The sequence below is a fragment of the Achromobacter sp. 1011811831 genome (assembly GCF_059760905.1).
In genome coordinates, this window is sequence record NZ_JCBANG010000035.1 from 1 (window position 1) to 24139 (window position 24139).

Annotated in this window: 17 protein-coding genes and 1 pseudogene; 10 read left to right on the forward strand and 8 right to left on the reverse strand. The window is 67.7% G+C overall.

What is annotated here, in order from left to right:
- The 3 genes from AC6LJ9_RS15035 to AC6LJ9_RS15045 form a co-directional block, all read left to right on the forward strand.
- The coding region (locus tag AC6LJ9_RS15035) for a VCBS domain-containing protein (RefSeq protein ID WP_498148173.1) at nt 1-3724 on the forward strand (3724 nt) is incomplete at its 5' end.
- Nucleotides 3725-3837: 113 nt separating this feature from the next.
- A complete protein-coding gene (locus tag AC6LJ9_RS15040) occupies nt 3838-4521 on the forward strand; it encodes a transglutaminase-like cysteine peptidase (RefSeq protein ID WP_498148174.1) in 684 nt (227 codons plus the stop codon).
- A gap of 17 nt (nt 4522-4538) precedes the next feature.
- A complete protein-coding gene (locus AC6LJ9_RS15045; RefSeq protein ID WP_212318123.1) occupies nt 4539-6509 on the forward strand; it encodes a bifunctional diguanylate cyclase/phosphodiesterase in 1971 nt (656 codons plus the stop codon).
- A 49-nt stretch (nt 6510-6558) separates the two neighbouring features.
- On the opposite strand, the gene AC6LJ9_RS15050 is transcribed toward AC6LJ9_RS15045, so the two are convergent.
- Nucleotides 6559-7500 carry a LysR family transcriptional regulator gene (locus AC6LJ9_RS15050; protein ID WP_498148175.1) on the reverse strand — a complete coding sequence of 314 codons (942 nt, stop codon included), beginning with the start codon at nt 7498-7500 and terminating at the stop codon, nt 6559-6561.
- Between the two features lie 261 nt (nt 7501-7761).
- On the opposite strand from AC6LJ9_RS15050, the gene AC6LJ9_RS15055 reads away from it, so the two are divergent.
- Together AC6LJ9_RS15055 and AC6LJ9_RS15060 are read left to right on the forward strand one after the other, a co-directional pair.
- Complete coding sequence (locus tag AC6LJ9_RS15055) at nt 7762-8565, forward strand: alpha/beta fold hydrolase (RefSeq protein WP_498148176.1); 804 nt, start codon at nt 7762-7764, stop codon at nt 8563-8565.
- A gap of 26 nt (nt 8566-8591) precedes the next feature.
- Nucleotides 8592-9593 carry a Bug family tripartite tricarboxylate transporter substrate binding protein gene (locus tag AC6LJ9_RS15060; RefSeq protein ID WP_498148177.1) on the forward strand — a complete coding sequence of 334 codons (1002 nt, stop codon included), beginning with the start codon at nt 8592-8594 and terminating at the stop codon, nt 9591-9593.
- 47 nt (nt 9594-9640) lie between these two features.
- Here AC6LJ9_RS15060 and AC6LJ9_RS15065 read toward each other — a convergent pair whose 3' ends face one another.
- From AC6LJ9_RS15065 to AC6LJ9_RS15075, 3 genes and pseudogenes are all read right to left on the reverse strand, one after another.
- Complete coding sequence (locus AC6LJ9_RS15065; RefSeq protein ID WP_498148178.1) at nt 9641-10465, reverse strand: M48 family metallopeptidase; 825 nt, start codon at nt 10463-10465, stop codon at nt 9641-9643.
- Between the two features lie 65 nt (nt 10466-10530).
- Entirely contained in the window at nt 10531-11601 is a 1071-nt protein-coding gene (gene aroC, locus AC6LJ9_RS15070; protein WP_498148179.1) for a chorismate synthase, read from the reverse strand.
- Between the two features lie 39 nt (nt 11602-11640).
- Nucleotides 11641-13021 (reverse strand): annotated as a pseudogene (locus AC6LJ9_RS15075) (putative bifunctional diguanylate cyclase/phosphodiesterase).
- A 536-nt stretch (nt 13022-13557) separates the two neighbouring features.
- Between AC6LJ9_RS15075 and AC6LJ9_RS15080 the strand changes: the two are divergent.
- Nucleotides 13558-15528, forward strand: a complete 1971-nt coding sequence (locus AC6LJ9_RS15080) for an EAL domain-containing protein (protein ID WP_498148180.1) — start codon at nt 13558-13560, stop codon at nt 15526-15528.
- An 11-nt stretch (nt 15529-15539) separates the two neighbouring features.
- On the forward strand, nt 15540-17045 hold the full coding sequence (locus tag AC6LJ9_RS15085) for a sensor histidine kinase (protein ID WP_498148181.1): 1506 nt from the start codon (nt 15540-15542) through the stop codon (nt 17043-17045).
- 21 nt (nt 17046-17066) lie between these two features.
- Here AC6LJ9_RS15085 and AC6LJ9_RS15090 read toward each other — a convergent pair whose 3' ends face one another.
- From AC6LJ9_RS15090 to AC6LJ9_RS15100, 3 genes are all read right to left on the reverse strand, one after another.
- Entirely contained in the window at nt 17067-17786 is a 720-nt protein-coding gene (locus AC6LJ9_RS15090; RefSeq protein WP_103275281.1) for a response regulator transcription factor, read from the reverse strand.
- Between the two features lie 216 nt (nt 17787-18002).
- Entirely contained in the window at nt 18003-19490 is a 1488-nt protein-coding gene (locus tag AC6LJ9_RS15095; RefSeq protein WP_498148182.1) for a protein adenylyltransferase SelO, read from the reverse strand.
- Nucleotides 19487-19858 (reverse strand): DUF2069 domain-containing protein, encoded by a 372-nt coding sequence (locus AC6LJ9_RS15100; RefSeq protein WP_498148183.1) that lies wholly within the window; start codon nt 19856-19858, stop codon nt 19487-19489. The genes AC6LJ9_RS15095 and AC6LJ9_RS15100 overlap by 4 nt, the downstream gene beginning before the upstream one ends.
- A gap of 17 nt (nt 19859-19875) precedes the next feature.
- Here AC6LJ9_RS15100 and AC6LJ9_RS15105 point away from each other — a divergent pair, with 17 nt between their 5' ends.
- Together AC6LJ9_RS15105 and AC6LJ9_RS15110 are read left to right on the forward strand one after the other, a co-directional pair.
- Complete coding sequence (locus AC6LJ9_RS15105) at nt 19876-21192, forward strand: YihY family inner membrane protein (protein WP_498148184.1); 1317 nt, start codon at nt 19876-19878, stop codon at nt 21190-21192.
- A gap of 35 nt (nt 21193-21227) precedes the next feature.
- A complete protein-coding gene (locus AC6LJ9_RS15110) occupies nt 21228-21680 on the forward strand; it encodes a CBS domain-containing protein (RefSeq protein WP_103275285.1) in 453 nt (150 codons plus the stop codon).
- Between the two features lie 263 nt (nt 21681-21943).
- Here the strand turns inward: AC6LJ9_RS15110 and dusA are convergent, their stop codons facing one another.
- Nucleotides 21944-22924, reverse strand: coding sequence for a tRNA dihydrouridine(20/20a) synthase DusA (dusA, locus tag AC6LJ9_RS15115; RefSeq protein ID WP_249205176.1), 981 nt, complete (start codon nt 22922-22924; stop codon nt 21944-21946).
- A 220-nt stretch (nt 22925-23144) separates the two neighbouring features.
- On the opposite strand from dusA, the gene AC6LJ9_RS15120 reads away from it, so the two are divergent.
- Nucleotides 23145-24113 carry a homoserine kinase gene (locus AC6LJ9_RS15120; protein ID WP_498148185.1) on the forward strand — a complete coding sequence of 323 codons (969 nt, stop codon included), beginning with the start codon at nt 23145-23147 and terminating at the stop codon, nt 24111-24113.
- The last annotated feature ends 26 nt before the right edge of the window (nt 24114-24139 follow it).

Consider the following 24139-nt stretch of genomic DNA (forward strand, 5'->3'; position numbering starts at 1 on the left):
CGATCCCAAGGTCCAGGCCCTGGGCGCCGGCGAGAAGCTGACCGAGACCTTCGAAGTCGTCACCGCCGACGGCACCAAGGGCACGGTCACCATCACCGTCAACGGCACCAACGACGCCCCGACCATCGGCGGCGTGGCTGCGGGCGCGGTGAAGGAAGACGGCACGACCACGGTGTCCGGCCAACTGACCAAGAGCGACGTCGACACCAACGACACCCACACCTGGTCCATCGCCAACAACGGCAACGGCCAGTACGGCAAGTTCACGCTCGACCAGACCGGCAAGTGGACCTACGTGCTGGACAACAAGAGCGCCCAGGTCCAGTCCCTGGCCGAAGGCCAGAAGGCGACCGACACGATCGTCATCACGGTCGACGACGGCAAGGGCGGCAAGGCCACCCAGACCGTCACCGTCGAGATCACCGGCACCAATGACGCGCCGACCATCGGCGGCACCGCCACCGGCGCCGTCAAGGAAGACGCGGTCGTCAACACCGCGTCCGGCCAGCTGACCAAAAGCGACATCGACACGAACGACGTCCACACCTGGTCCATCGCCAACAACGGCAATGGCCAGTACGGCAAGTTCACCGTCGACCAGACCGGCAAGTGGACCTACACGCTGGACAACAGCAATGCCAAGGTCCAGGCCCTGGCCGAAGGCCAGACGGCGACCGACACCATCATCATCACGGTCAACGACGGCAAGGGCGGCACGGCGACTCAGGAAATCACCGTCACCATCACCGGCACCAACGACGCCCCGACCATCGGCGGCGTGGCCACCGGCGCGGTGACGGAAGATGCCGCCGTCACCACCGTGACCGGCCAGTTGACCAAGACCGACGTCGACGCCACCGACACGCATACCTGGAGCATCGCCAACAACGGCAACGGCCAGTACGGCAAGTTCACGCTCGACCAGACTGGCAAGTGGACCTATGTGCTGGACAACGGCAGCACCAAGGTGCAGTCCCTGGCCGCGGGCCAGACGGTCACCGACACCATCACCGTCACGATCAACGACGGCAAGGGCGGCACGGCGACCAAGGACATCACCATCACCATCACCGGCACCAATGACAACCCGACCATCGGCGGCGTGGCTACCGGCGCAGTGAAGGAAGACGGCACGCTGACCACCGCCGGCCAGCTGACCAAGAGCGACATCGACACGAACGACACCCACACCTGGTCCATCGCCAACAGCGGCAATGGCCAGTACGGCAAGTTCACGCTCGACCAGACCGGCAAGTGGACCTACACGCTGAACAATGGCGATGCCAAGGTCCAGGCCCTGACCGAAGGCCAGCAAGTCACCGACACCATCACCGTCACGGTCAATGACGGCAAGGGCGGCACGGCGACCCAGGAAGTCACCGTCACCATCACCGGCACCAACGACATCGCCAAGATCACCGGCCAGTCCACCGGCGCGGTGATCGAGGACAAGACGCTGATCTCGTCCGGCAAGCTGACGGTTTCGGACGCCGACGCCGGCCAGAGCAGCGTGGTCGCCCAGACCAATGCTGCTGGCAAGTACGGTACGTTCTCGATCGACGCCAACGGCAACTGGACCTACTCGCTGAACAACAGCTCGCAGGTGGTGCAGGATCTGAAACCTGGTCAGGTGGTCAAGGAAACGTTCGAAGTCGTCTCCGCCGACGGTTCGGCCAAGCAGACCATCACGATCGACGTGGTCGGCACCAACGACGCGCCGGTGGCCGCCGACAACGCCACCAGCGTGGACGTGGGCGCCAGCCACACGTTCAACATCGCCGAGTTCAACTTCAACGACGGCGCCGAAGGCAACAACCTGCAGAGCGTGATCATCACGCGCCTGCCGACCGACGGCACGCTGACGCTGAACGGCCAGCCGGTCACGGCGAACACCGCGATCTCGGCCGCTGATATCGCCGCGGGCAAGCTGGTCTACACGCCGTCCGCCTCGGGCCAGGACACCTCGTTCGGCTTCCAGGTTCGCGACGACGGCGGCACGGCCAACGGCGGCAAGGACACGTCTGGCGACTACAACTTCGCCATCAAGACCAACAACCTCATCTCGGGCGGCAACGAAGGCAGCGGCACCGGCACCAACCCGCCGATCAACGGCGGCAGCGGCGACGACGTCATCCTTGGCGACAAGGGCGGCACGGTCACGACGGTCGAACCGGGCAAGAACTACAACATCGCGCTCGTCGTCGATACGTCGGGCAGCATGGACAACGCGTCCGGCACGAAGGGCATGTCGCGCATGGATCTCACCATCGCCGCGCTGAAGAACCTGGCCAACGGCCTGGCGAAGCACGACGGCGTAGTGAACGTGACACTGATCGGCTTCGAGTCGACGGCTAGCAGCTTGAAGACCATCAACGGTCTGAATGCGAGCAATGTCGGCACCCTGATCTCGGCCATCGAAGCCATGTACGCCAACGGCGGCACCAACTACGAAGGCGCGTTCAAGGAAGCGCTCAAGTGGTTCAACAGCCAGCCCACCACGTCCAACGGCAAGACGTTCGAGAACGTCACCTACTTCCTGACGGACGGTGATCCGACCTTCAGCAACAGCGGCAGCAACGGTGGTTGGAACGGCGGCAGCACGACGGACTACAAGGACATGAAGGATGCCGTCGACGCCTTCAAGGGCCTGAGCGGCAAGAGCACCGTGCATGCCATCGGCATAGGCTCGGGCGTCAATGAGGGCTACCTGAAGTACTTCGACAACTCGAAGGTCACCGGAACGGGCACGCTTACCGATTGGGGATATTGGCAGCCCATCACTGGCCCCGTCGGCCAGCCCCAGATCGTCAACACCGCCAGCGAACTGGCCGCCGCGCTGCAAGGCGGTTCGTCCAGCACGGATCCCGCCGCTGTCGGCAACGACATCATCAACGGCGGCGCCGGCAACGACATCATCTTCGGCGATACCATCAACACCGATGGCAACGTCCTGGATTGGAGCAAGGTGGCTGGCGGCCGTCCCGCCGACCTGCCGCAAGGCGCCGGCCTGGCCGCGCTGGACAAGTTCCTTGAGCTGACCCTGGGACACAAGCCCACCGCGGGCGACCTGTACCAGTACATCAAGGACCACCACGCCGACTTCAACGTGACCGATGATCCGCGCGGCGGGGATGACACCATCCACGGCGGCACGGGCAACGACATCATCTACGGCCAGGGCGGCAATGACACCCTGTACGGCGACGATGGCAATGACATCATCTACGGCGGCGCGGGCGACGACAAGCTGTACGGCGGCGACGGCGACGACAAGCTCTATGGTGGCACCGGCAACGACTACCTGGAAGGCGGCAACGGCAACGACCTGCTGGTCGGCGGCAAGGGCGACGACACGCTGGTCGGCGGCGCCGGCAGCGACACCTTCAAGTGGGAGCTGAACGACCAGGGCACGACGGCCAAGCCGGCGGTGGACACGATCAAGGACTTCTCGATCGCCAAGCCGACCGATGGCGGCGACATCCTGGATCTGAAGGAACTGCTGGTCGGCGAGAAGGACAGCACGCTGACCCAGTACCTGAACTTCCACAAGGAAGGCAACAACACGGTCATCGACGTCAACACCAAGGGCCAGCTCGCTGCCCAGGGCGCCGACCAGAAGATCGTGCTGGAGAACGTCGACCTGACGCAAGGCGGCCAGCTCAACAACCAGGCCATCATCAATGACCTGCTGCAGAAGGGCAAGCTGAACGTCGACCACAGCTAAACCGTAGTACGCAGTACCCGGGGGAGGGGCTGGCCGGATTCGGCCTCCCCTCCCCCTGCATTTTTTCAACGGATGTCGCCAGTAGTAACGCGAAAAATGTGAAAATCCGTTTCATGCCATCGACCCGCCGATTCCGCGTCGCGCTGAACCTGTGCCGATTGGCTTTGCTCTGTCTGGTCTGCATCTGGGGCGGCTCGTTCGCCCTGGAGATCAACGCCGACAAGCTGCAAAGCCTCTCGGCCAGCCGCTATGGCGCCAAGGGCGCGAAGGCGGTGGCCAGCTGGCTGCAATTGCTGCGCGGCCCGCTGCCGCCGGCCGAGCGCGACAAGCTGACGCTGGTCAACGACTTCTGGAACCGTTCGGTGATGTCCGGAGAAGACTCGGTGATCTGGGGCCAGCCCGACTACTGGGCCACGCCGCTGGAATCGCTGGGCAAGGGCGCAGGCGACTGCGAGGACTACGTCATCGGCAAGTATTTCACCTTGTTGTCCATGGGCGTGCCGGCCAACAAGCTGCGCTTCATCTACGTCCGCGCCCGCATCGGCGGCCCGGCCAGCAGCTCGCAGGTCGCCCATATGGTGCTGGGTTACTACGAAACGCCCAATGCAGTACCGCTGGTGCTGGACAGCCTGATCTCGACGATCCTGCCCGCCACGCAGCGCCGCGACCTGACGCCGGTGTTCAGCTTCAACGCCGACGGGGTCTATGTGGATGGCAAGCCCGCCGCGCCGGTTGACCGCCTCAGCCGCTGGCGCGACCTTCTTCAACGAATGGAACGGGAAGGCATCCGCCCCTGACGCCTGGAAATAAGACCATGTCCATACTTCGACAGCTTCTGCTCAGCGTAACCATCGCCATCGGCGTGATCCTGCTCGGCACCCTGGCGCTGAGCGTCAACGCCGCGCGCGAATACCTGTCCGGCCAGCTGCAGGTGCAGAGCACGGATGCCTCGGTGTCGCTGGCGCTGTCCCTGTCCCAGCCGGCCAACAACGATCCGGTGTTGCAAGAATTGCTGGTGTCGGCGCTGTTCGACGGCGGCCATTTCTCGCTGGTGCGCCTGAGCGACCCGGAAGGCAAGGTGCTGATCGAGCGCCGCTCCACCGCCACGGCCGCCTCGGTGCCGGGCTGGTTCCGCACGCTGGCGCCGCTGGCCTCGGGCACGGCCAGCCACGCGGTCAGCGACGGCTGGCGGCAGATCGGCGAGGTGACGCTGGTCGCCAACGATGCCTATGCCTGGGAAGCCCTGTGGCGCAGCAGCCTGAAGATGGTCGCGCTGGTCGTCGGCGCCGGCGTGCTGTGGGCCCTGTTCGCCTTCGCGCTGGTGCGCTGGATCAAGAACCGCCTGCTGCGCGAGATCAGCGAGCACGTGCGCAGCATCGGCCAGAGCACCCCGCCGCAACAGGTCGAGGCGCGCGTGCCGGAACTGTCCGGCGTGGTGCAGGCGTTGAACCAGACGCGCGAGCGCGTCTACGCCAGCGTCGAGGAACAGAATGCCCAGATCGAATCGCTGAAGCTGGAACTGAACCAGGATCCGGTCACCGGCCTGCCCAACCGCAAATACTTCGTCAACGAATTCCGCCGCGCGCTGGAAGCGCCCGCCCCGGCCGATTCCGGACGCGGCGGCGAAACCGGCGGCCATGTCCTGGTGCTGCGCCAGCGCGACCTGGCCGACCTGAACCGCCACATGCCGCGCGAGTTCATCGACCAATGGCTGCGCGCGGTCTGCGAACGCGTGCAGGCCTCGCTGGCCAGCCTGAACGCGGGGTCGGCGCTGCTGGCCCGCCTGAACGGTTCGGACTTCGCGCTGCTGCTGCCGCGCTGCGCCGCGCCGCAAGCCATGATGATCGCCGAGCGCGTGCGCACCGACCTGCATGCCTCGCGCATCCCCGTGGGCGAAGGCCATCTGTGCCGCTGGGCCCAGGCCATGACCGACTACGGCGCCGGCAGCCAGGCGGGTCCGGTGCTGTCGCGCCTGGATTTCGGCCTGATGCGGGCCGAGAGCGCCGGCAACGATCAGGTGGTGATCCTGGGCGCCACTGATACCCAATCGCCGTCGGAAGCCGGCGAGCAGGCCTGGAAGCAGGCCATCCAGTCGGCGCTGGAGGAAAACCGCTACGAATTGGCCACCGAGGCCCTGACCAGCGCCAACGGCGGCCTGGTGCGGACCGAGGCCATGCTGATGCTGCGCACCGCCGCCGACCAGATGCCCATCCCCGCCACGCTCTTCATCCCGCCGGCGGTGCGGCTGGACCTGGTGGCCGACTGCGACCTGCAGGCGGTGGCGCTGGGCCTGCAATGGCTGGCGGCGAACGAAGGCGAGCTGGCCGTGCGCGTCGCTCTGCCCTCGCTGCGCGGCCAGAAGTTCTTCCGCCAGCTGGCCCTGCTGCTGACCGAGAAGCGCCCGCTGGCGCCCAGGCTGTTCCTGGAAATCGACGCCCACGGCCTGGTCGAATGCCACGAGCAGATCGCCACGCTGGCGCGGGTGGTGTCGGAATTCGGCGCGCATATCGGCGTGCGCCGGCTGGCGCAGCAATTCGGCGCGGTGGCGCAGCTGCATACGCTGCCGCTGTCCTACGTGAAGCTGGGCGGCGGCTTCGTGGGCGGCATGTCGCAAAGCCCGGGCAGCCAGCAGCTGACGGCCTCGGTGCTGCAGACGGCGCGCGCCCTGAACATCGCGGTGTATGCGGAAGACGTGCCCGACGCGGAAACCCAGCGCATCCTGGCCGGCCTGGGCATCAACGTGATGCGCGGTCCCGGTGTCAGGCCGCAGGGCCGGCAGGGCTGAGCGGCATGGCCGCCTGGCGGCGGTCCACGCCGGACCGCCCGGCGCCGCGCTAGTCGATGCCCACGGTTACGCCCGCGCTCGAACCCGGCTTGCGCAAGGCCATGCGCAGCCAGGCGATGAAATCGCGCGCGGCGGGCGTCATCAGGTTCTCGTCCGGGTAGGCCAGGCACACCACGCCTTGCGGCATGCCGCCGGCCACGTTCAGCCTGCGCAGCGCCCCGCCGCGCAGACGCTCGTCCAACACTTTCGCGCCGGCATCGCTCCAGATCGATACCACATCCATCCGCGTGACCAGATTGGCGTAGACATAGGCGGACGAGCAGCGCAGCACGCGCGCCGGCGGCGCCAGGCCGTGCTTGGAAAACAGCACGCGCATCAGGCTTGATTCATCGCTGGCCGCGTCCAGCACCATCCAGCGCTGCGCCTGCAGGTCTTCGGCGCTGACATCCAGCGGACCCGCATACCCGCCGCTGACGGCGAGCGCCGAGCCGATCTCATACAACGATTCCAGCCGGTAGTGCGGCGCGGCGTCTTCCAGCAGGCCGTATTCGGTATACAGCGCGATATCCAGGCTGCCGTCCTTGAGGCCGGCCACGATCTGCGCGCGGCGCAGTTCCAGGATGCTGAGCCGTACGTCGGGCCGCTCGGCGGCGAACGCGGTCACGGCGTCGAGGAACGCCTCGGTGGCGGACACGGGCGTGATCGCGATGCACAGGCTGCCGCCGGCGGCGCCGCGCGCGGCATCGGCGGCGTCGTAGATGCGCCCGACCTCGCGGTCGATGAGCAGCGCCCGCTTCAGGATGGACGCGCCGAACTCGGTCAACGATGCCCCGCGCGTCGTCCGCGTCAGCAGCGGAACGCCAAGTTCCGACTCCAGATCGATGATCGCGCGGCTGACGGCGGGCTGGGTCACGCAGAGACGCCCGGCCGCGCCTTGCAGGCTGCCGGTTTCGGCGACCGCCCGCAGGGCCTGCAATTGCTTGAGTTTCATGGCGGCCTCAAGAGGAATGCCAGCGTGGAATGGAATGCCCGCGTCCCGGGGGCTTTCGTCCGGAATGCCCGCGTTCGCGCGAACGATAGCAATAAGCCACAGGCGCGGCAATCCGCGGACCGCCCCCGCGCCTGGCGCGCATCCCGGAAGCGATAAGCAAAACGCATGCCTCAAACAATTTGTGTTTTGCGCGGCGCGGCGCCGTGCCGAACAATGCGCTAACGCTCAATACACAAGAACAACCCTCAAGGAGACATTGCCATGCCCACGATCGCTCGCAAGGACGCCACGCTCTACTATGAAACGCATGGCTCGGGCCATCCCCTGGTCTTCATCCACGGTGGCGGCGGCAACACGCTGGCCTTCTGCCAGCAGGTCATGCACTTTCGCGACCGCTACCGCGTCATCACGATGGACCTGCGAGGCTTTCACCGCTCGGTGCTGGCGCCCGGCGTGGTCTCGCATCCGGCGGACTTTCCCGACGACCTGCTGGCCGTGCTGGATGCCGAGGGCATCTCGTCCGCGGCGCTGGTGTGCCAGTCGCTGGGCGCCTGGGCAGGCCTGCCGCTGGCCGTGCGCCACCCGGAACGCGTGAGCTGCCTGTTCATCAACGGCTCGCCCACGCCGGCCTATTCGGAGGAAAACTGGCGCACGCTGCGCCGCGCCACCGGCATCTTCAACGAGGCCGGCGCCGAACGCGACGCGGCCGTGGGCTGGAACCGCAAGACCGCCCGGGAACGCCCGGAGCTGATGTTCCTGTACGCCCAGATCAAGCAGCTGAACCCCGGCTTCGACTCCACGCCGATGATGGACGAGCGCGTCCGGCTGCATCCCCGGGACTTCGCCGGCTATGCCGTGCCGACGCTCGTCGCCGGCGGTTCGCACGACGACTTCCTGAACGGGGAAAGCCATCTGCACGTCGCCACGCTGATCCCCGGCGCCACCGCCCATACCTTCCCCGACACCGGACACTCCACCTACTTCGAGGACGCGCCCGCCTTCAACCGGACGCTGGACGCCTTCCTGGCGCGCCACGCACCGAGCGGCGCCGCGCCCCAGGCCTGACGCCTCGTCACCCAAGGAGAAGCCGCATGCATACCCGCCGCAGATTCCTCGCCCGCGCCCTGGCCGGTACGCTGGCCGGCGCCCTGGCCCTTCCGGCGTCCGTGCCCGCCGCGGCGGCGCGCGAGACCTTTCCGTCGCGCACGGTGCGGCTGGTCTGCACCTCGCCGCCCGGCGCGCCGCTGGACGTGATTTCGCGCCGGCTGGCGGAATCGCTGTCCCGGCAGCTCGGCGTGGCCGTCGTAGTCGAGAACAAGCCCGGCGCGGCCGGCGTGCTGGCCGCCGCCGAGGTCGCCCGCGCCTCGGACGGGCACACCTTCCTGGTCACCACCAACTCGCCCTTCATCACCGCGCTGGCGGTGATGAAGTCGCTGCCCTACGATCCCCAGGCGGATTTCGCGTTGATCAGCAAGATCGGCGCCAGTCCGACCGTGCTGGTGGCGAATCCGAAGTTCGGGCCGGACTCGATCGCCGAGCTGGTCGCCCTGCTCAAGCCGGGCAAGGCCAACGTCACCTACGGATCATGGGGGCCCGGCACGATGCCCGCGCAGGTCATGGAGAGCCTTGCGCGCAAGGCCGGAGTGGCCTTGACAGAGGTGCCCTATCGCGGATCGCCGCCAGCGTTGCAGGACGTACTGGCGAACCAAGTGGACATGACCTTCCTGTCGCCGCAGGTGGCCCTGCCGCTGATCGAACAAGGCAGAATCAAGCCGCTGGCCGTGGTCGGCGGCGGCCGGGCCGCGCTGTTGCCCGGCGTGCCCACCTTCGCGCAAGCGGGCTACGACGATTTCGTCTTCGGCAACCCGACCTGGGCCGGCATCGCCGCTCCCGCCCGCATGCCTCCCGCGGCGCTGGCGCGCATGGCGCAGGCCATCGGCGTGAGCGTGCAGGACGCGGCCATGAAGGAATTCCTGGTATCGATCGGTTTCGAGGCCATCGGCAACACGCCGCAAGCCTTCGAGGAGGAGTATCACGCCGAGCGGGCGGCGCTGCTGCCCCTGCTCAAGGAGCTGGGCATGATGGCGCGGTAGCCGCCCGGGATTGCCCTGCGCGGTCCGGCGCCGGACGGCGGCGCGCCTCAACGGGCCGCGCGGCCCTTGCCCTTGGCCTGCTCATACAGCGGCAGGACCTGCTCCGACGCCACCTGCAGATCGCTGATGCGCGAGGCGGCCGACGGGTGGGTGGACAGGAATTCGGGCGGCGCCTGGCCGCCGTCCGCCGCGCCCATCTTCTGCCACAGCGTGACGGCGGCGCGCGGATCATAGCCGGCGCGCGCGGCCAGCTCCACGCCCATGCGGTCGGCCTCGGTTTCATGGGTGCGGCTGTTGGGCAGCGTGAACATCACGCTGGTCAGCTTGCCGCCCAGGTTGCCGGCCTCCTTGGAACCCGTGGCGATGGACAGCACCGACAGCCCCAGGTTGGTCACCATCTGCTGCGACACGCGCTCGCGCGCATGTTCGCGCAAGGCGTGGGAAATCTCGTGGCCCAGCACGGCGGCCAACTCGTCATCGGTGGGCTTGATCTTGTTCAGCAGTCCCGTGTAGACGGCGATCTTGCCGCCCGGCATGCACCAGGCGTTGACCTCGTCGCTGGACAGCACGTGCACTTCCCATTTCCAGCTTGCCGCATCGGGCCGGAACACGCCGGCCTGCGAGATCAGCCGTTGCGAGATCGTGCGGGCGCGTGCCACTTGCGCGGGATCGCGGTCCAGCAGGTTCTTGGCCTTGGCCTGCTTCAGGATATCGCCGTACTGCTGGCCTGCCTCTTGTTCGAGCGCCTGGGCCGGCACCATGCTGGACATGTATTGCGTGCGGTTGACGCCGATGGCGCCCGACTGCGTGGTGTTCATGCCCGTGCAACCCGCCAGCACGGCAAAGACGAAGGCGGCCCCCAGGGCGCGCATGGCAGGGAAAATCCGACTCATGAAGACCTCAGATCCGCCATCATGGCGACAGGACGGCAAGCTTATCAGACGGAAACGTCGGCGCACTGCGCGCGATGACGCAGCGCATGATCGATCAGCACCAGGGCCAGCATGGCCTCGGCGATGGGCGTGGCGCGGATGCCGACGCAGGGATCGTGGCGACCCAGCGTCTGCACCGTGACGGGCTCGTTGGCGCGATTGACCGACTGGCGCTCGACGCGGATGCTGGACGTGGGCTTGATCGCCAGCGATACCGTGATCGGCTGCCCGGTGGAAATGCCGCCCAGCACGCCGCCGGCATTGTTGCTCAGGAAACCGTCCGGCGTGATCTCGTCGCCATGCTCGGAGCCGCGCTGGGCGATGCAATCGAAGCCGGCGCCGATGGACACGCCCTTGACCGCGTTCAGGCCCATCATGACGTGGGCGATGTCGGCGTCGAGCCGGTCATAGATCGGCTCGCCCCAGCCCGCGGGCAGGTTCTCGGCCACGACCTCGATGCGCGCGCCGACCGAATCGCCATCGCGGCGCAGCTGGTCCATATAGGCTTCCAGTTCCGGGATGATGTCGGCGTTGGGCGCGTAGAACGGATTGTTGGGCACTTCGTCCCAGGAGACGAAGGGAATCGGGATCGGGCCGAGCTGGCTCATGTAGCCGCGCACGCGCACGCCGTGGCACTCGGCCAGCCATTTCTTGGCGATGGCGCCGGCCGCCACCGTGGGCGCCGTCAGCCGCGCCGACGAGCGCCCGCCGCCGCGCGGATCGCGCACGCCGAACTTGCGCCAGTAGGCGTAGTCGGCGTGGCCGGGACGGAAAGTGTCGGCGATATTGGTGTAGTCCTTGCTGCGCGCGTCGGTGTTGCGGATGAGCAGGCCGATGGGCGTTCCCGTGGTGACGCCTTCATAGACGCCCGACAGGATCTCGACCTGGTCGGCTTCCTGGCGCTGCGTCACGTGGCGCGAGGTGCCGGGACGACGGCGATCCAGTTCGCGCTGGATGTCGGCCGCGTCCAGTTCCAGGCCCGGAGGGCAGCCGTCCACGACGCAACCGATGGCCGGCCCGTGGGACTCGCCGAAATTCGTGACGGTGAAAAGGGTACCGAGGGTATTGCCGGACATAAGGAAGCCAATGAGGTCGGGGTTTGCACGCAACCCCGATTATGACACCGCCGAGGCCAAAGCCTGGATTTCCGCCGCCGGCGCGGGCCGGCCGAGCAGGAATCCCTGCATGACGCGGCAGCCCAGCGCCTTCAGAATCTCGCGCTGGCCTTCGGTCTCCACGCCCTCGGCCACCACCGGCAGGTGCATGGCCTGGCACAGGCCGAACAGCGCCGACACGACTTCCCTGCTGCCGGCGTCGGACTCCAGCGCGGAAATGAAGCTGCGGTCGATCTTGACCCAGTCGATGGGCAGATGCCGCAGATGGTTCAGGCTGGAATAGCCGCAGCCGAAGTCGTCCAGCGCCACTCCGATGCCCTTGGCGCGCAGCGTGTTCAGGATCTTGACGTGCCGTTCGTAATGCAGGATGAAGATGGATTCGGTGACTTCCAGCACCAGCTTGCGCGCCGCCAGCTTGGTATCGGCCAGCACGTCGGCCACAAGCTGCACCAGGCCGTCCTCGTTCATCTGCTTGACCGACAGATTCACGTGCACGCGCCAGGCGGCCGGCCATTGGGTGGCCTGGGAGCAGGCCCGCTCCAGGATCCATGCGCCCAGCGGCACGATCAGGCCGCTGCGCTCGGCCAGCTCGATGGTCACGGCCGGGGAAACGCTGCCCAGCACCGGATGATGCCAGCGCAGCAGCGCCTCGCATCCCTCCACCAGGCCGGAGGCGCTGTCGCAGACGGGCTGGTAGTACAGCTCGATGCTCCATGTTCCGCGTGGTGAGCGCCAGCCGCAGGTCGTTCTCCAGGCCCTGCCGGTCCCGCTGCCGCGCCAGCAGGCGGAAATCGAACATGTTCCAGCCCGGCCCTTCGCGCTCTTTCAGGGGCACCATGGAGACCTGCACGCAACGCTGCAGCTCCTCGACCGTGCGGCCATGCTCGGGATACAGCGCCGCGCCCACGCGAAACACGGCGATCAGCGGACGGCCGCCCAGCTCGTAGGACGCGCCCAGGTCCTCGAGCAGCTTGGTCGAGACCTGGGCAGCGCCCTGCTCGTCCACATCGGGCACGCAGACCGTGAACGTATCCAGGCCGCAGCGGCCCACGATGCCGCCCAGCGCCCGGGCGACCAGGCTCAGGCGCTGCGCGACCAGCGCCAGCAAGGCCTGGTCCTCGCCCGCGCGCAGCATGGCGCTGATCTCGGCGTACTGCTCGAAACGCACCAGGAAAAAGGCGCCGCGGCGGGCATGGCCCTCGGCCTGGGCCAGCCAGGCGCGCGCGCGGCGCTGCAGTTCCCGCTGGCTAAGGACCCCCGTGGCCTCGTCGCGCGTCAGGCGGTGGCGCAGCACGCGCTCCCGCCGCACGAAAAGCAAACATATCGCCGCAAGTGCGCCCGCGAGCGTCAGGCACAGTGCGAGCAGGTAACTCTCACGCACGGAGCCCCCCTATCTAGAAACCCTTGGCGTCGCGGTCCGGAGTTGAACCCAAGGTCTGTAACATTTTTTAAATTATGCATTATTTTCGCAAAAAAACGCCACACTTCTGGGGGCAACGCGCCCCGTTTCCCTCGATTGCTGCTGTCTGGTGATTGCTCGCGTTTATGCATGACAGTCCTGCGATAGCGGTTACCGGCCGCCGCGTCGCGCCATGCCTTGCTCCTACTACGACACATGAGTCCGAAAAATTAATACGCCTTATCTCAATAGTTGTCATCGGGAGCAATTATCACGAGCGAAATAATTGCACAGGTTGTCTGATGTCGCAGCAGATTTCGTAATATTCTGTATGTTCTGTGACATGCCGAATTACAGCGCAGGAAGCGCCGCTGAGGTATTAGTAACGTGTGTCACGTTTCTTATCCAGGTTTCTTCCCGATCGGGCACATCGGCGGCCCGTCGCTCCCCTTTTGACGGGCTGGCCGGCAATCCGCGACACCGGCAACGGTGCTGGCCACGAAGGGAATTCCGCACACATGTCGAAACTACGCCGGTTACTCCTGTGTTCCGCCCTGCTCGCAGGCATCGTCCTGCTTGGCGCCCAGGCACTGGGCATGCTGACCGCCCATCGCCACCTGAGCCGGCAACTGGCGCAGCAAAGCGAAAGCGGCGCGCGCACGCTCGCCTGGGTCCTGGGTCGAGCGCCCTCCACTTCTCACGAGCGTGAGGTTCTGGCTGACGAACTGTACAGCCAGGGGCTGTACGCACGTCTCAGGATTGCCGACGATGCATCCGGCGACAGCGTGGAGCGCGGCCCGGCCGCCGCCACGGACGCCGGCTCAGGCGCCTGGCACGAACGCTGGTTCTCCCTGCGGGCGCCGGCGGTCTCGCTCCCCTACGCCAGCCCCGACGGCGCCGCGCGCGGCACGGTCACCGTCCAGGGCGACGCCACGCTGGCGAACGATACGCTGTGGCAGGGCGGCGTCCGCGCCGTGGGGTTGGCGCTGAGCGCCGGCCTGTTCTGGGCGCTGTTCGCCGTCAGCCTGGCGCGCCGCATCGAAACCAGCGCGTCGCGTGACATCAGTCAACGCGTGCGCGCCCTGGCGCCGGGCGCCGATGCCTCGCCATCCGGCTCCTGTGGCCTGGAAGGCGTCGACCAGGCCCTGGTCGACGCCCGCCGCCAGGTCGACGCCACGGTCGAGGAGCAGAACGCGCGGATCGAATCGCTGCAAAGCGAGATCCACCGCGACGCCGTCACCTGGCTGCCGAACCGCAAATATTTCATGGATCGTTTCCGCGCGGCGCTGAGCGACCGGACCGCCGAGGCGGGCGGCCACCTGCTCATGTTCCGCCAGCGCGACCTGGCGCAGATCAACCGCCACCTGTCGCGTGCGTTCACCGACCAGTGGCTGCGCTCTTCCGCCGACCGCCTGCGCAGGCTGGTCGACGCGCAGGGCGGCTCCCAGGCGCTGCTGGCCCGGATCGGCGGCTCCGATTTCGCCCTGCTGATGCCTCGCAGCAGCGCGCCGCAAGCTGGCGTGCTGGCCGAGCGCGTGCGCCGCGAACTGCACTCGCTGCGCGTGCCAATGGGCAAGCACGGCTGGTGCCGCTGGGCGCTGGCCATGGCCGAATTCGCGCCCGGCGACGGCATGAGCGACACGCTGGCACGGCTGGACCATGCGCTGATGTGCTCCGAAAGCGCCGACGATGACCAGATCGCGCCCGCCAGCCAGGCCGCCGACAGCACCCGCATCGGCGAATACAGCTGGCACGACGCGCTGACCACCGCGCTGGAACAACACAAGTTCGCGCTGGCGGTACAGGCCCTGCAGGACGTGTCGGGCGGGCTGCTGCATCACGAGGCCAGCCTGACGCTGCACGACGCGTCGGGCGCCGACCCCGTGCCCGCCTCCATCTTCATGCCGCCCGCGGTGCGGCTCGGCCTGTCGGCCGAATGCGATATCCAGGCGCTGCGGCTGGGGCTGGACTGGCTGTACGCGCAACACGGGGCGCTCGCGGCGCCCGTGGCGCTGGGCTCGCTGTCGCAGCCCGGCTTCCTGGCCCGGCTGGAAAAGATGCTCGGCGACCGACCCGCCCTCACCCGGAGGCTGATCATCGAAGTGGATGCCGCCGGCCTGATCGAGCAAAACACCGAGATGCGCGAGCTGTGCCGCCTGGCCACGCAGGCCGGCGCGCGCGTCGGGCTGACCCGCCTGTCGCAGCACTTCGGCGCCCTGGAGCATCTGCACGAATTCCCGTTCTCCTACCTGAAGCTCGGCGGCGGGTTCGTCGCCGGGCTGTTGCGCAGCCCCGGCAGCCAGCATCTGGCGGCCACGGTCGCGGCGGCCGCGCAGACGCTGGGCATGGCGGTATACGCCGAAGACGTGCCGGACACAGCCACGCAATCCATTCTGGAGAAAATCGGCATCCACGCCCTGCGCGGCGCTGGCGTAAACTTCGCCCGCCCGCATGATCTTGCTCCCGACCACCAATGGGTTCCTAGTTGACGGAAGGACTGTTGCCCCGTTCCCGCACTCGCCTGCCGCCCGTCCGCGCCGCGGCGGCATCCACCCGACGCTGGGCGGGCGCGTTGTGCGCGCTATCGGCATGGCCCGGCGCCGCCCGGGCCCAGGCGGAACTTGCCGCCCAGGCGGGCGTGCACGCGGGACTGATCGCCGGCGCCGCCCTGGCGTGCGCGCTGGTCTGCGCGGCCGCCTGGACGCGGACCCGCGACAGCGTGCAAGCCGCGGGCGTCGTGTTCCTGCTGCTTGAAGGGCTGTTCCGCACCCTGCCGAACCTGCTGCCGGCCGGCGCCTTGCAGGCCGGCTCCTATGCCGCGCTGCTCGCGCTGACGGCGCCCTTCCTCGCGGGATCCGGCGGCCTGCGCGGGCTGGCGGCGGCCTGCCGCTGGGGCAGCATCGGACTGGCCGCGCTGGCCTCGCTGGCCCTGATCTTCATCTACGAAACGCATGACGGCGCGGCGTCGGCCGCCATCGCGGGCGCTTGCGCGGCGGCCAGCCTGCCCTTGACGGCGGCCCTGCTGGCTGCTGGCGCGCGCCCGGGTCCGCGCCGCGTGGCCTGCCTGGTCCTGGCCGCCGGCCATGCGCTGTCCGTCTGGCTGATCGGGCGCGATGCCTGGCCCGGCGCCGGCGCGGGCGCGCCGGCCAGCTTGCTGGAACTGGCGCGCCTGCTGCTGGTGGCGCTGGCGCTGTGGTATTGCGCCCTGGCGGATCGGCTCGCGCGCGCCAGCGCCTCGTCACCGCCCGCGCAGACGCCCTCGGCGGCGGGCCATCAGGCCCAGGACGAGCTGCGCCTGGCCGAACTGGCCGGCGCCCTGGACACACAACGCCAGATGAACGCCCTGCTCTCGCATGAGCTGCGCGCGCCGCTCGCCACCATCAGCGCGGCGGCGCAATCCCTGGACATGATCCTGGCGGGCAATGGCGAAGCCGTGGACAACCGCCTGGCGCGCATCCACCGCTCGGTGACGCGCATGACCGAATTGATGGAACAGCTGCTGACACAGGACCGCCGCGAGGAACAGGCGCTGACCCCGCGCGGCGAAGCCATCGACCTGGCGGCGATGGCCCGCGACGTGGTGACCGCGATGCGTCCCGATACCGCGCACGCCCTGGTGCTGAACGCGGACGGCGCCCTGCCCGCCTATTGCGATCGTTCGCTGACCAGCGTGGTCCTGCGCAACCTGATCCATAACGCCGTCAAGTACTCGCCCGCCAGCGAGCCCATCCGGATCGAGACCGGCGCGGGCATGGCGGATGGCGTGCACCAGGCATGGATCGCCGTCGTCGATCGTGGCCCGGGCATCGGAGAAGAAGACCAGCAGCGGATTTTCGAGCCGCGCTTTCGGCGCGCGGCGCATCGCGAGACATCGGGACTGGGCGTCGGGCTTTATCTGGCGCGGCGCATCTGCGAAAGCCAGGGCGGCTCGCTGACCATGACCAGCCGGATCGGCGCCGGCAGCCGCTTCGTCATCACCCTGCCGGTCTCGCCGCCCGCCGCCTGACGCGGCCGGCGAACGCGGCGCTCAGGCCGCGAATACGTAGCCCTGTCCGCGCACGGACAGCACGGGCAGCTTCAGGCCGGCGCTCTGTGCCTTGGCGCGCAGGCGGCTGACCAGCACGTCGATGCGGCGCAACTCGAACCCGCCCGGACTCTCGGGCAGGAACAATTCAGCCAGCGCCTGCCGGCTGACCGCGCTGCCGGCGGCATCCATCAAGGCCATCAGGAACGTGCGCTCCTGCGCGCTCAGGTGCAGCGAAGCGCCATCGGGCGCGACCAGGATCCAGCCGCCATCCTGCAGCGACCAGGAAGACTCGGCCGGCGTGCGCGTTTCGGCATCGGCGGGCCGCGGCGCCTTGGCCAGCCGCATGCGGCGCGCCAGGCTGCGGATCACCGAGCTCAGTTCGAGCAGGTCGACCGGCTTGGTCATATACACGTCGGCGCCGCCCTCCAGGCCGCGCACGCGGTCTTCCAGCGCGCTGCGACCGGTCAGCATGACGATGCCGACCGGGCTGAGCGCCCGCAAGCGGGTCGCGACCGAGAAACCGTCCTCACCGGGCAGGTGCGCGTCGAGTATGACGATGTCGCACGGCTGCTCCTGCAGCCGGCGATAGAACGCCGCCGCATTGTCACAGGCGAACGCCACCCGGAAACCATAGCCGCCCAGGCCCAACGCCAACTCCTCCCGGAAGTCCGCATCATCCTCAAGCAAGCCGATACACAGCAAACCATCCGCGCCAGGCATATTCAGAGTGCTTTATTCAAATATTGTCGACAAATGCCCCAGGGATGCGGCAAGCCATCCCGAGTGTCCCGCAGGCGACAATCTTACGACTTTTACAATGGAAACGAATGATTGCAGTGAAAAAAACCGCCATATTTCACTTCCTAACACTGGTTTTTCGCGTAAATAGCCGTCAGATCAGCACCTGCCCCCTCTTTCGCAACCTTAAACCACTGCTCAGGACGAGCAGCTGACTTCGATGCCGCCCGCCCAGTCCGGAGGCAGCCCCGCATACGCCTCGTAACCACTGCGTTCCGTGTACGGGTCACGCAACAGCTGCAGCAACGTCCCGATCTCGCCCGCATCTCCCTGCTGCGCCGCCCGGATCGCCTGCTCCGCCAGATGATTGCGCAGCACGTACAGCGGATTGACCCGATTCATGGCCTGGGCAGTTTCCTGCGCCGGCCTGCTGTCGGCGGCCTGACGCGCCAGCAGGCGATCCAGCCATGCCGACGCGGCGGGACGATCGATGAACAGGTCCTCGAACGCGCTGCGACGCCCCAGCACCGCATCGGCCAGGCGGCGCCAGCACAGCGTGAAATCGGCCTGGTTCGCATCCATGAGCTTGAGCAGGTCATCCAGCAGCGCCTCGTCCTCGGGACGCCACGACGCCAGGCCCAGCTTGGCGCCCATGCGGGCGTGAAACGCGCGCGTGAACACCGCTTCGAATTCGTCCAGCACCGCGCGCAGCGCATCCGCGTCCTGGGTCAGGCTGTGCAGGCTGCCGCCCAGGCGATACAGGTTCCACAGCGCCACCGACGGCTGCCGGTTCCAGGAATAGCGGCCCTGCGTGTCGGAGTGATTGCAGATGTGCGCCAGCTTGAATCCATCCATGAAGCCATACGGACCGTAGTCCAGCGTCAGTCCCAGGATGGACATGTTGTCGGTGTTCATCACGCCGTGGCAGAAGCCCACGGACTGCCAGTCGGCCATCAGCAGCGCCGTGCGCCGCGTCACTTCGCGCAGCAGGTTGGTGACGGCCGCGTTCGGGTCCGCCGGCTCGCCCGCCCGCGTCTCGCGGCATTCGGGATAGTAGCGGTCGATCACGTAATCGGCCAGCGTCGCCAGGCGGTCGAGGTCGCGCCGCGCCGACCAGTGCTCGAACGAGCCGAAGCGCACGAAGCTGGGCGCCATGCGCGTGACGATGGCGGCGGTTTCCACGGTCTCGCGGTACACCGGATCGTCCGACGCCACCAGGCACAGCGCGCGCGTCGTCGGGATGCCCAGGCCGTGCATGGCCTCGCCGGCCAGGTATTCGCGCACCGACGAACGCAGCACCGCGCGGCCGTCGCCCATGCGCGAATACGGCGTCATGCCGGCGCCCTTGAGCTGCAGCTCCCAGCTGCCGGCCGGCCCCTGCACCTCGCCCAGCAGATGCGCGCGTCCGTCGCCCAGCTGGCCGGCCCAGATGCCGAACTGGTGGCCGCTGTAGACGGCGGCCAGCGTGTCGCCGCCGGGCAGCGGCTGCTGGCCGGAAAACACGGCCAGGAATTCCGGCGTCGCGAAGGCCGACGGGTCCAGCCCGATCAGCGCGGCGGCATCGGGATTGGCGTGCAGCAGGCGCGGATGGCTCAGCGGCTGGGGCGCCAACCGGGTATGGAAGGCATCCGGCAGGGCCGCGAAGGAATTGACCGTGGTCAGCGCGTTCAAGGTGCGGGCAGTCATGCGCGTTGTCTCCGCGCGGCGCGCTTGGCGGGCCGCACATAAAAAATTGCGCTGACGAAAAACACGGTCGACAGCAGGATCTCGCCCCAGGCCATGGCCACGGACAAGGGCGCGGGATCGGACATGGCGCGAACCACGCCTTCCATCAGATATAGCAGCGACAGCATGGACGCCCACTGATAGGTATACAGGTTGCCGCGCAGGACGCCCCGCAGCGGAAAGGCCAGCGGCAGCGCCTTGAGCAGCATCCAGGATCCGCCGGGACGCAGCGGCGCGACCACGCTTTCCCAGGCCACGCACAGCACAATCAGGGCGAACAGCGATGCCGACGCCAGCAGGCGCAGGCGAGGATTGAGTTCAGGGTTCATGCTGCTATTATCGCCTGATGAATCGCCCCGCCGAGCCCGCCGCCGCCGCGTCGGCGGCCACTGCGCCTTCGTCCCCGCGCGCGTCCTGGGTGACGAAGGTCCGCCGCGCCTGGCGCTTCACGTCCCAGCGCGCCGACGAAGAGAAGCTGCTGCAGGTCGCGTCCAGCCTCACCTTCACCACCGTGCTGGCCATTGTGCCGATGCTGGCCGTGGTGCTGTCGCTGTTCACCGCCTTTCCCGTGTTCCAGGAATTCCGCGTGGCGCTGGAGGACTTCCTGGCCAACAGCCTGATGCCGCCGTCCGTGTCGGACAACATCATGGAGTACCTGAACCAGTTCGCGCGCCAGGCCTCGCGGCTGACGGCCATCGGCGGTGCCTTCCTGCTGGTCACCTCGCTATTGCTGATCATGACGATCGACAAGGCGTTCAACGACATCTGGCACGTCACCCGCCAGCGGCCGCTGCCGCAGCGGGCGCTGGTGTACTGGGCGGTCATCACGCTGGGGCCGGTGGTGGCCGGGGCCAGCCTCTGGGCCACGTCCTTCGTGGCGCGCGAATCGATGGGGCTGGTGCGCGACGTGCCCGAGATCGTCAGCATGGCGGTTTCCCTGATCCCGCTGGTGCTGACGGGGCTGGGCTTTGCCGGCCTGTTCGTGGTGGTGCCCAACCGCGACGTGCTGTGGCGCGACGCGCTGGTCGGCGGCTTCGTGACCGCCATCGTGCTGGAAATCATGAAGTCGGCCTTCGCCTACTACCTGACCCGCTTCCCCACCTACACCATTATCTACGGCGCCTTCGCCACCCTGCCGATCTTCCTGCTGTGGATCTATCTGTCCTGGCTCGCCGTGCTGCTGGGCGCCACCCTGGCCGCCAGCGCGCCGCTGATCCGGCTGGGACGCTGGGAGATCAACCGCTACCCGGGCGCGGCCTACGTCGACGCGCTGGACGCGTTGCGCGCGCTGCGCCGAGCCCAGGCCGCCAACCCGCCGGGCCTGGCTGCCAGCGCCCTGGCCAGGCAGCTGCGGTTGCACCAGGACGAGCTGAACGCCGTGCTTGAAACCCTGAACGACATGGGCCTGATCGCGCGCAGCACGGAAGGCAACTGGATGCTGGCCTGCGACGCCCGCCAGACCTCGATGGCGCCCGTAGTGGAGCGCTTCCTGCTGGACCAGACCCGCGCGCGCGTGCGCAATGACGCCGAAATCCTGCGGGTGGCGGCGTCAGTCCTGGGCGGCCAGCCGGCGCCCACGCTGGAAGATCTGTGCCAAGAAGCGCAAAATACCGGAAATGAAGTGGTTCCAGCCCTCGGGACGGAAGCGCGCAAGAACACTTAAATGAAATCAGGGCGCAATCCGCCCGGGAGGAACCAATGTTGAAGGTCAGCGAGATTCTGCGCGTCAAGGGCGACACGCTCTATACGGCGTCGCCGGACATGCCGGTATCGCAAGCCGTGCAAACCATGAGCGAGCAGGATATCGGCTCGCTCGTCATCATGGAACTGGGCACCCTGACGGGCATGCTCACGTTCCGCGAGATCATCCGCCACATGCACGAGCATGGCGGCATGCTGGGCGACACCACCATCCGCGCCATCATGGACGACGCCCCGGTCAGCGTGTCGCCCAACACCAGCGCCGATGAGGTCCAGCGCCTGATGCTTGAAAAGCACGCGCGCTACATCCCCGTCATGGACGGCCCGACATTGATGGGCGTGATCTCGTTCTATGACATGGCGCAGGCCATCGTCGCGGCGCAGAAGTTCGAGAACAACATGCTCAAGGCGTATATCCGCGACTGGCCGCTGGAAGGCGCTGAAAGGTAGGCCCACGCCGAGCGCTGCGCGCTTCCCCTCAAGGGGCGCCGCTACGGACCGGAGGGATAAGCCCAACCCCGAAGCGCTTCGCGCTTCCCCCTCAAGGGGGCGCCGCTACGGACCGGCGAAGCCGGCTCCGTGCGGCCCGGCTTTGGGAGAGGGTTGCCAGTTTGTGAGGTGGCGTTCTTCTTGAGAGGTTGGCGTGTGCCGTAAATTCAAACGCCCCGGGCGGCTTGTGCCCGGGGCGTTTTTGTTTGTCGCTTGTGCGTCGTTCAGATGCCGGCCTGGGCGGCTTCGAGCGTGGCGTCGTGGCGGCTCGGGGCCTGGGTCTGGGTGCGCCAGGCGTCGTAGATCAGGCCGGGATTGTTGGCGGCCAACAGCGTCGGGTCGGACAGCATGCGGCGCCAGCGGCGCGCGCCGGTCTGGCCGTTGACCAGGCCGAGCATGGGGCGCGTCATCACGCGCAGCGGCACGCCCTGGGCCACCTGCCTGGCGGCGTAGGCCATCATGGCATCCACCACCTGCGCGTCGCTGGGCAGGCGGACCGAGGGCCAGAGCTGCAAGGACACCTCGGACAGCACGCGCGGCGTATGCCAGGCCGCGCGGCCCAGCATCACGCCGTCGAACTCGGCCGCCGCACCCACCGACTGGGCCGCATCGGCCAGGCCGCCATTGAGCACGAATATAGAATCCGGAAAATCGCGCTTCAGCCGCGTGACCACGTCGTAGCGCAGCGGCGGGATTTCCCGGTTGTCCTTGGGCGACAGGCCCTTGAGCACCGCGTTGCGTGCATGGGCGATGAAGACGCGGCAGCCGGTGTCGTGGATCTTGCCGACGAAGTCGCGGACGAACGCATACGAGTCGTCGTAGTCCAGCCCCAGGCGATGCTTGACGGTCACGGGGATGTCCACGGCGTCCTGCATGGCCTTGATGCAGTCGGCGACCAGGTCGGGTTCGGCCATCAGACAGGCGCCGAATGCGCCGCGCTGCACGCGCTCCGAGGGGCAGCCGCAGTTCAGATTGATTTCGTCGTAGCCCCATTGTCGGCCCAGCCTGGCGCATTGCGCCAGCGCGTCCGGCTCGCTGCCGCCCAGCTGCAGGGCCACGGGATGCTCGGCCTCGTCGAAATCCAGGTGCCGCGCGACGTTGCCATGCAGCAGCGCGCCGGTGGTGATCATTTCCGTGTACAGCCGCGCCCGAGGCGCCAGCAGCCGGTGGAAATAACGGCAATGGCGGTCGGTCACGTCGATCATGGGGGCGACGCACAGCCGCCAGTCGGGGGAGTCCAAGAATAGCTCGTCAAAACAAGGGGATGCGGTATTTTACGGCCCCCGCGCGGATTCTGCCCGCCGCGCTGCCGGCGGTCTTGCGCGGCACACCCGCCATGTGGTCTAAAATTGCGCCGCGGCCGCCCGGACAGGCGCGCCCGCGCCCAAGCCGCCCGCCCGTCAACCCCTGGTTTCCTCAAGCTCAATGGCCGTATTCACTCCCGTATCCGACGACGACGCGCGCGCCCTGCTGGCGCATTTCGACCTGGGCGAATTCATTTCGCTGCGGGGGATCACGGCGGGCATAGAAAACACCAACTACTTCCTCTACACCTCGCGCGGCGAATACGTATTGACGCTGTTCGAGGTGCTGACGCACGCACAGCTGCCGTTCTATATCGAGCTGATGCACCAGCTGGCCGAACGCGGCATCCCGGTGCCGCAGCCACAGACCCTGCGCGACGGCACGCGCCTGACGACCCTGCACGGCAAGCCCTGCGCCATCGTCACGCGCCTGCCGGGCGGCTACGAGCCCGCGCCCGGCGCGGCGCATTGCGCGCTGGCCGGTGCCACGCTGGCCCGCACCCACCTGGCCGCCCAGGACTTCCCGATACGCCAGCCCAATCTGCGCGGCCTGTCCTGGTGGCTGGAAACCGCCCCCAAGGTCATGCCCTTCCTGGACGAAGGCCAGGCCCGCCTGTTATCGACGGAATTGGCCGAGCAGCAGGCCGCCAGCGCCACCGCGTCCTGGCAAAGCCTGCCTGCCGGTCCGGCGCACTGCGATCTGTTCCGCGACAACGTGCTGTTCGCCGGCACCTTCGATGATCCCTTGATGGGCGGCTTCATCGATTTCTATTTCGCGGGCTGCGACACCTGGCTGTTCGACGTGGCGGTCAGCGTCAACGACTGGTGCATCGAGCGGGACACCGGCGCGTTCATTCCCGAGCTGGTGCAGTCCTGGCTGCGGGCCTATGCCGAGGTGCGGCCCTTCACCGACGCCGAACGGCTGGCCTGGCCGCTGATGCTGCGCGGCGCCGCGCTGCGCTTCTGGCTGTCGCGCCTGTACGACTATTTCCTGCCCAGGCCGGCCCAGACGCTCAAGCCGCACGACCCCCGCCATTTCGAAAGAGTGTTGCAAGCGCGCCACCTCCCGGGCTTGCCGGAGTTGCCGTAACAATCGTGCCCCCCATAATGGGGGGC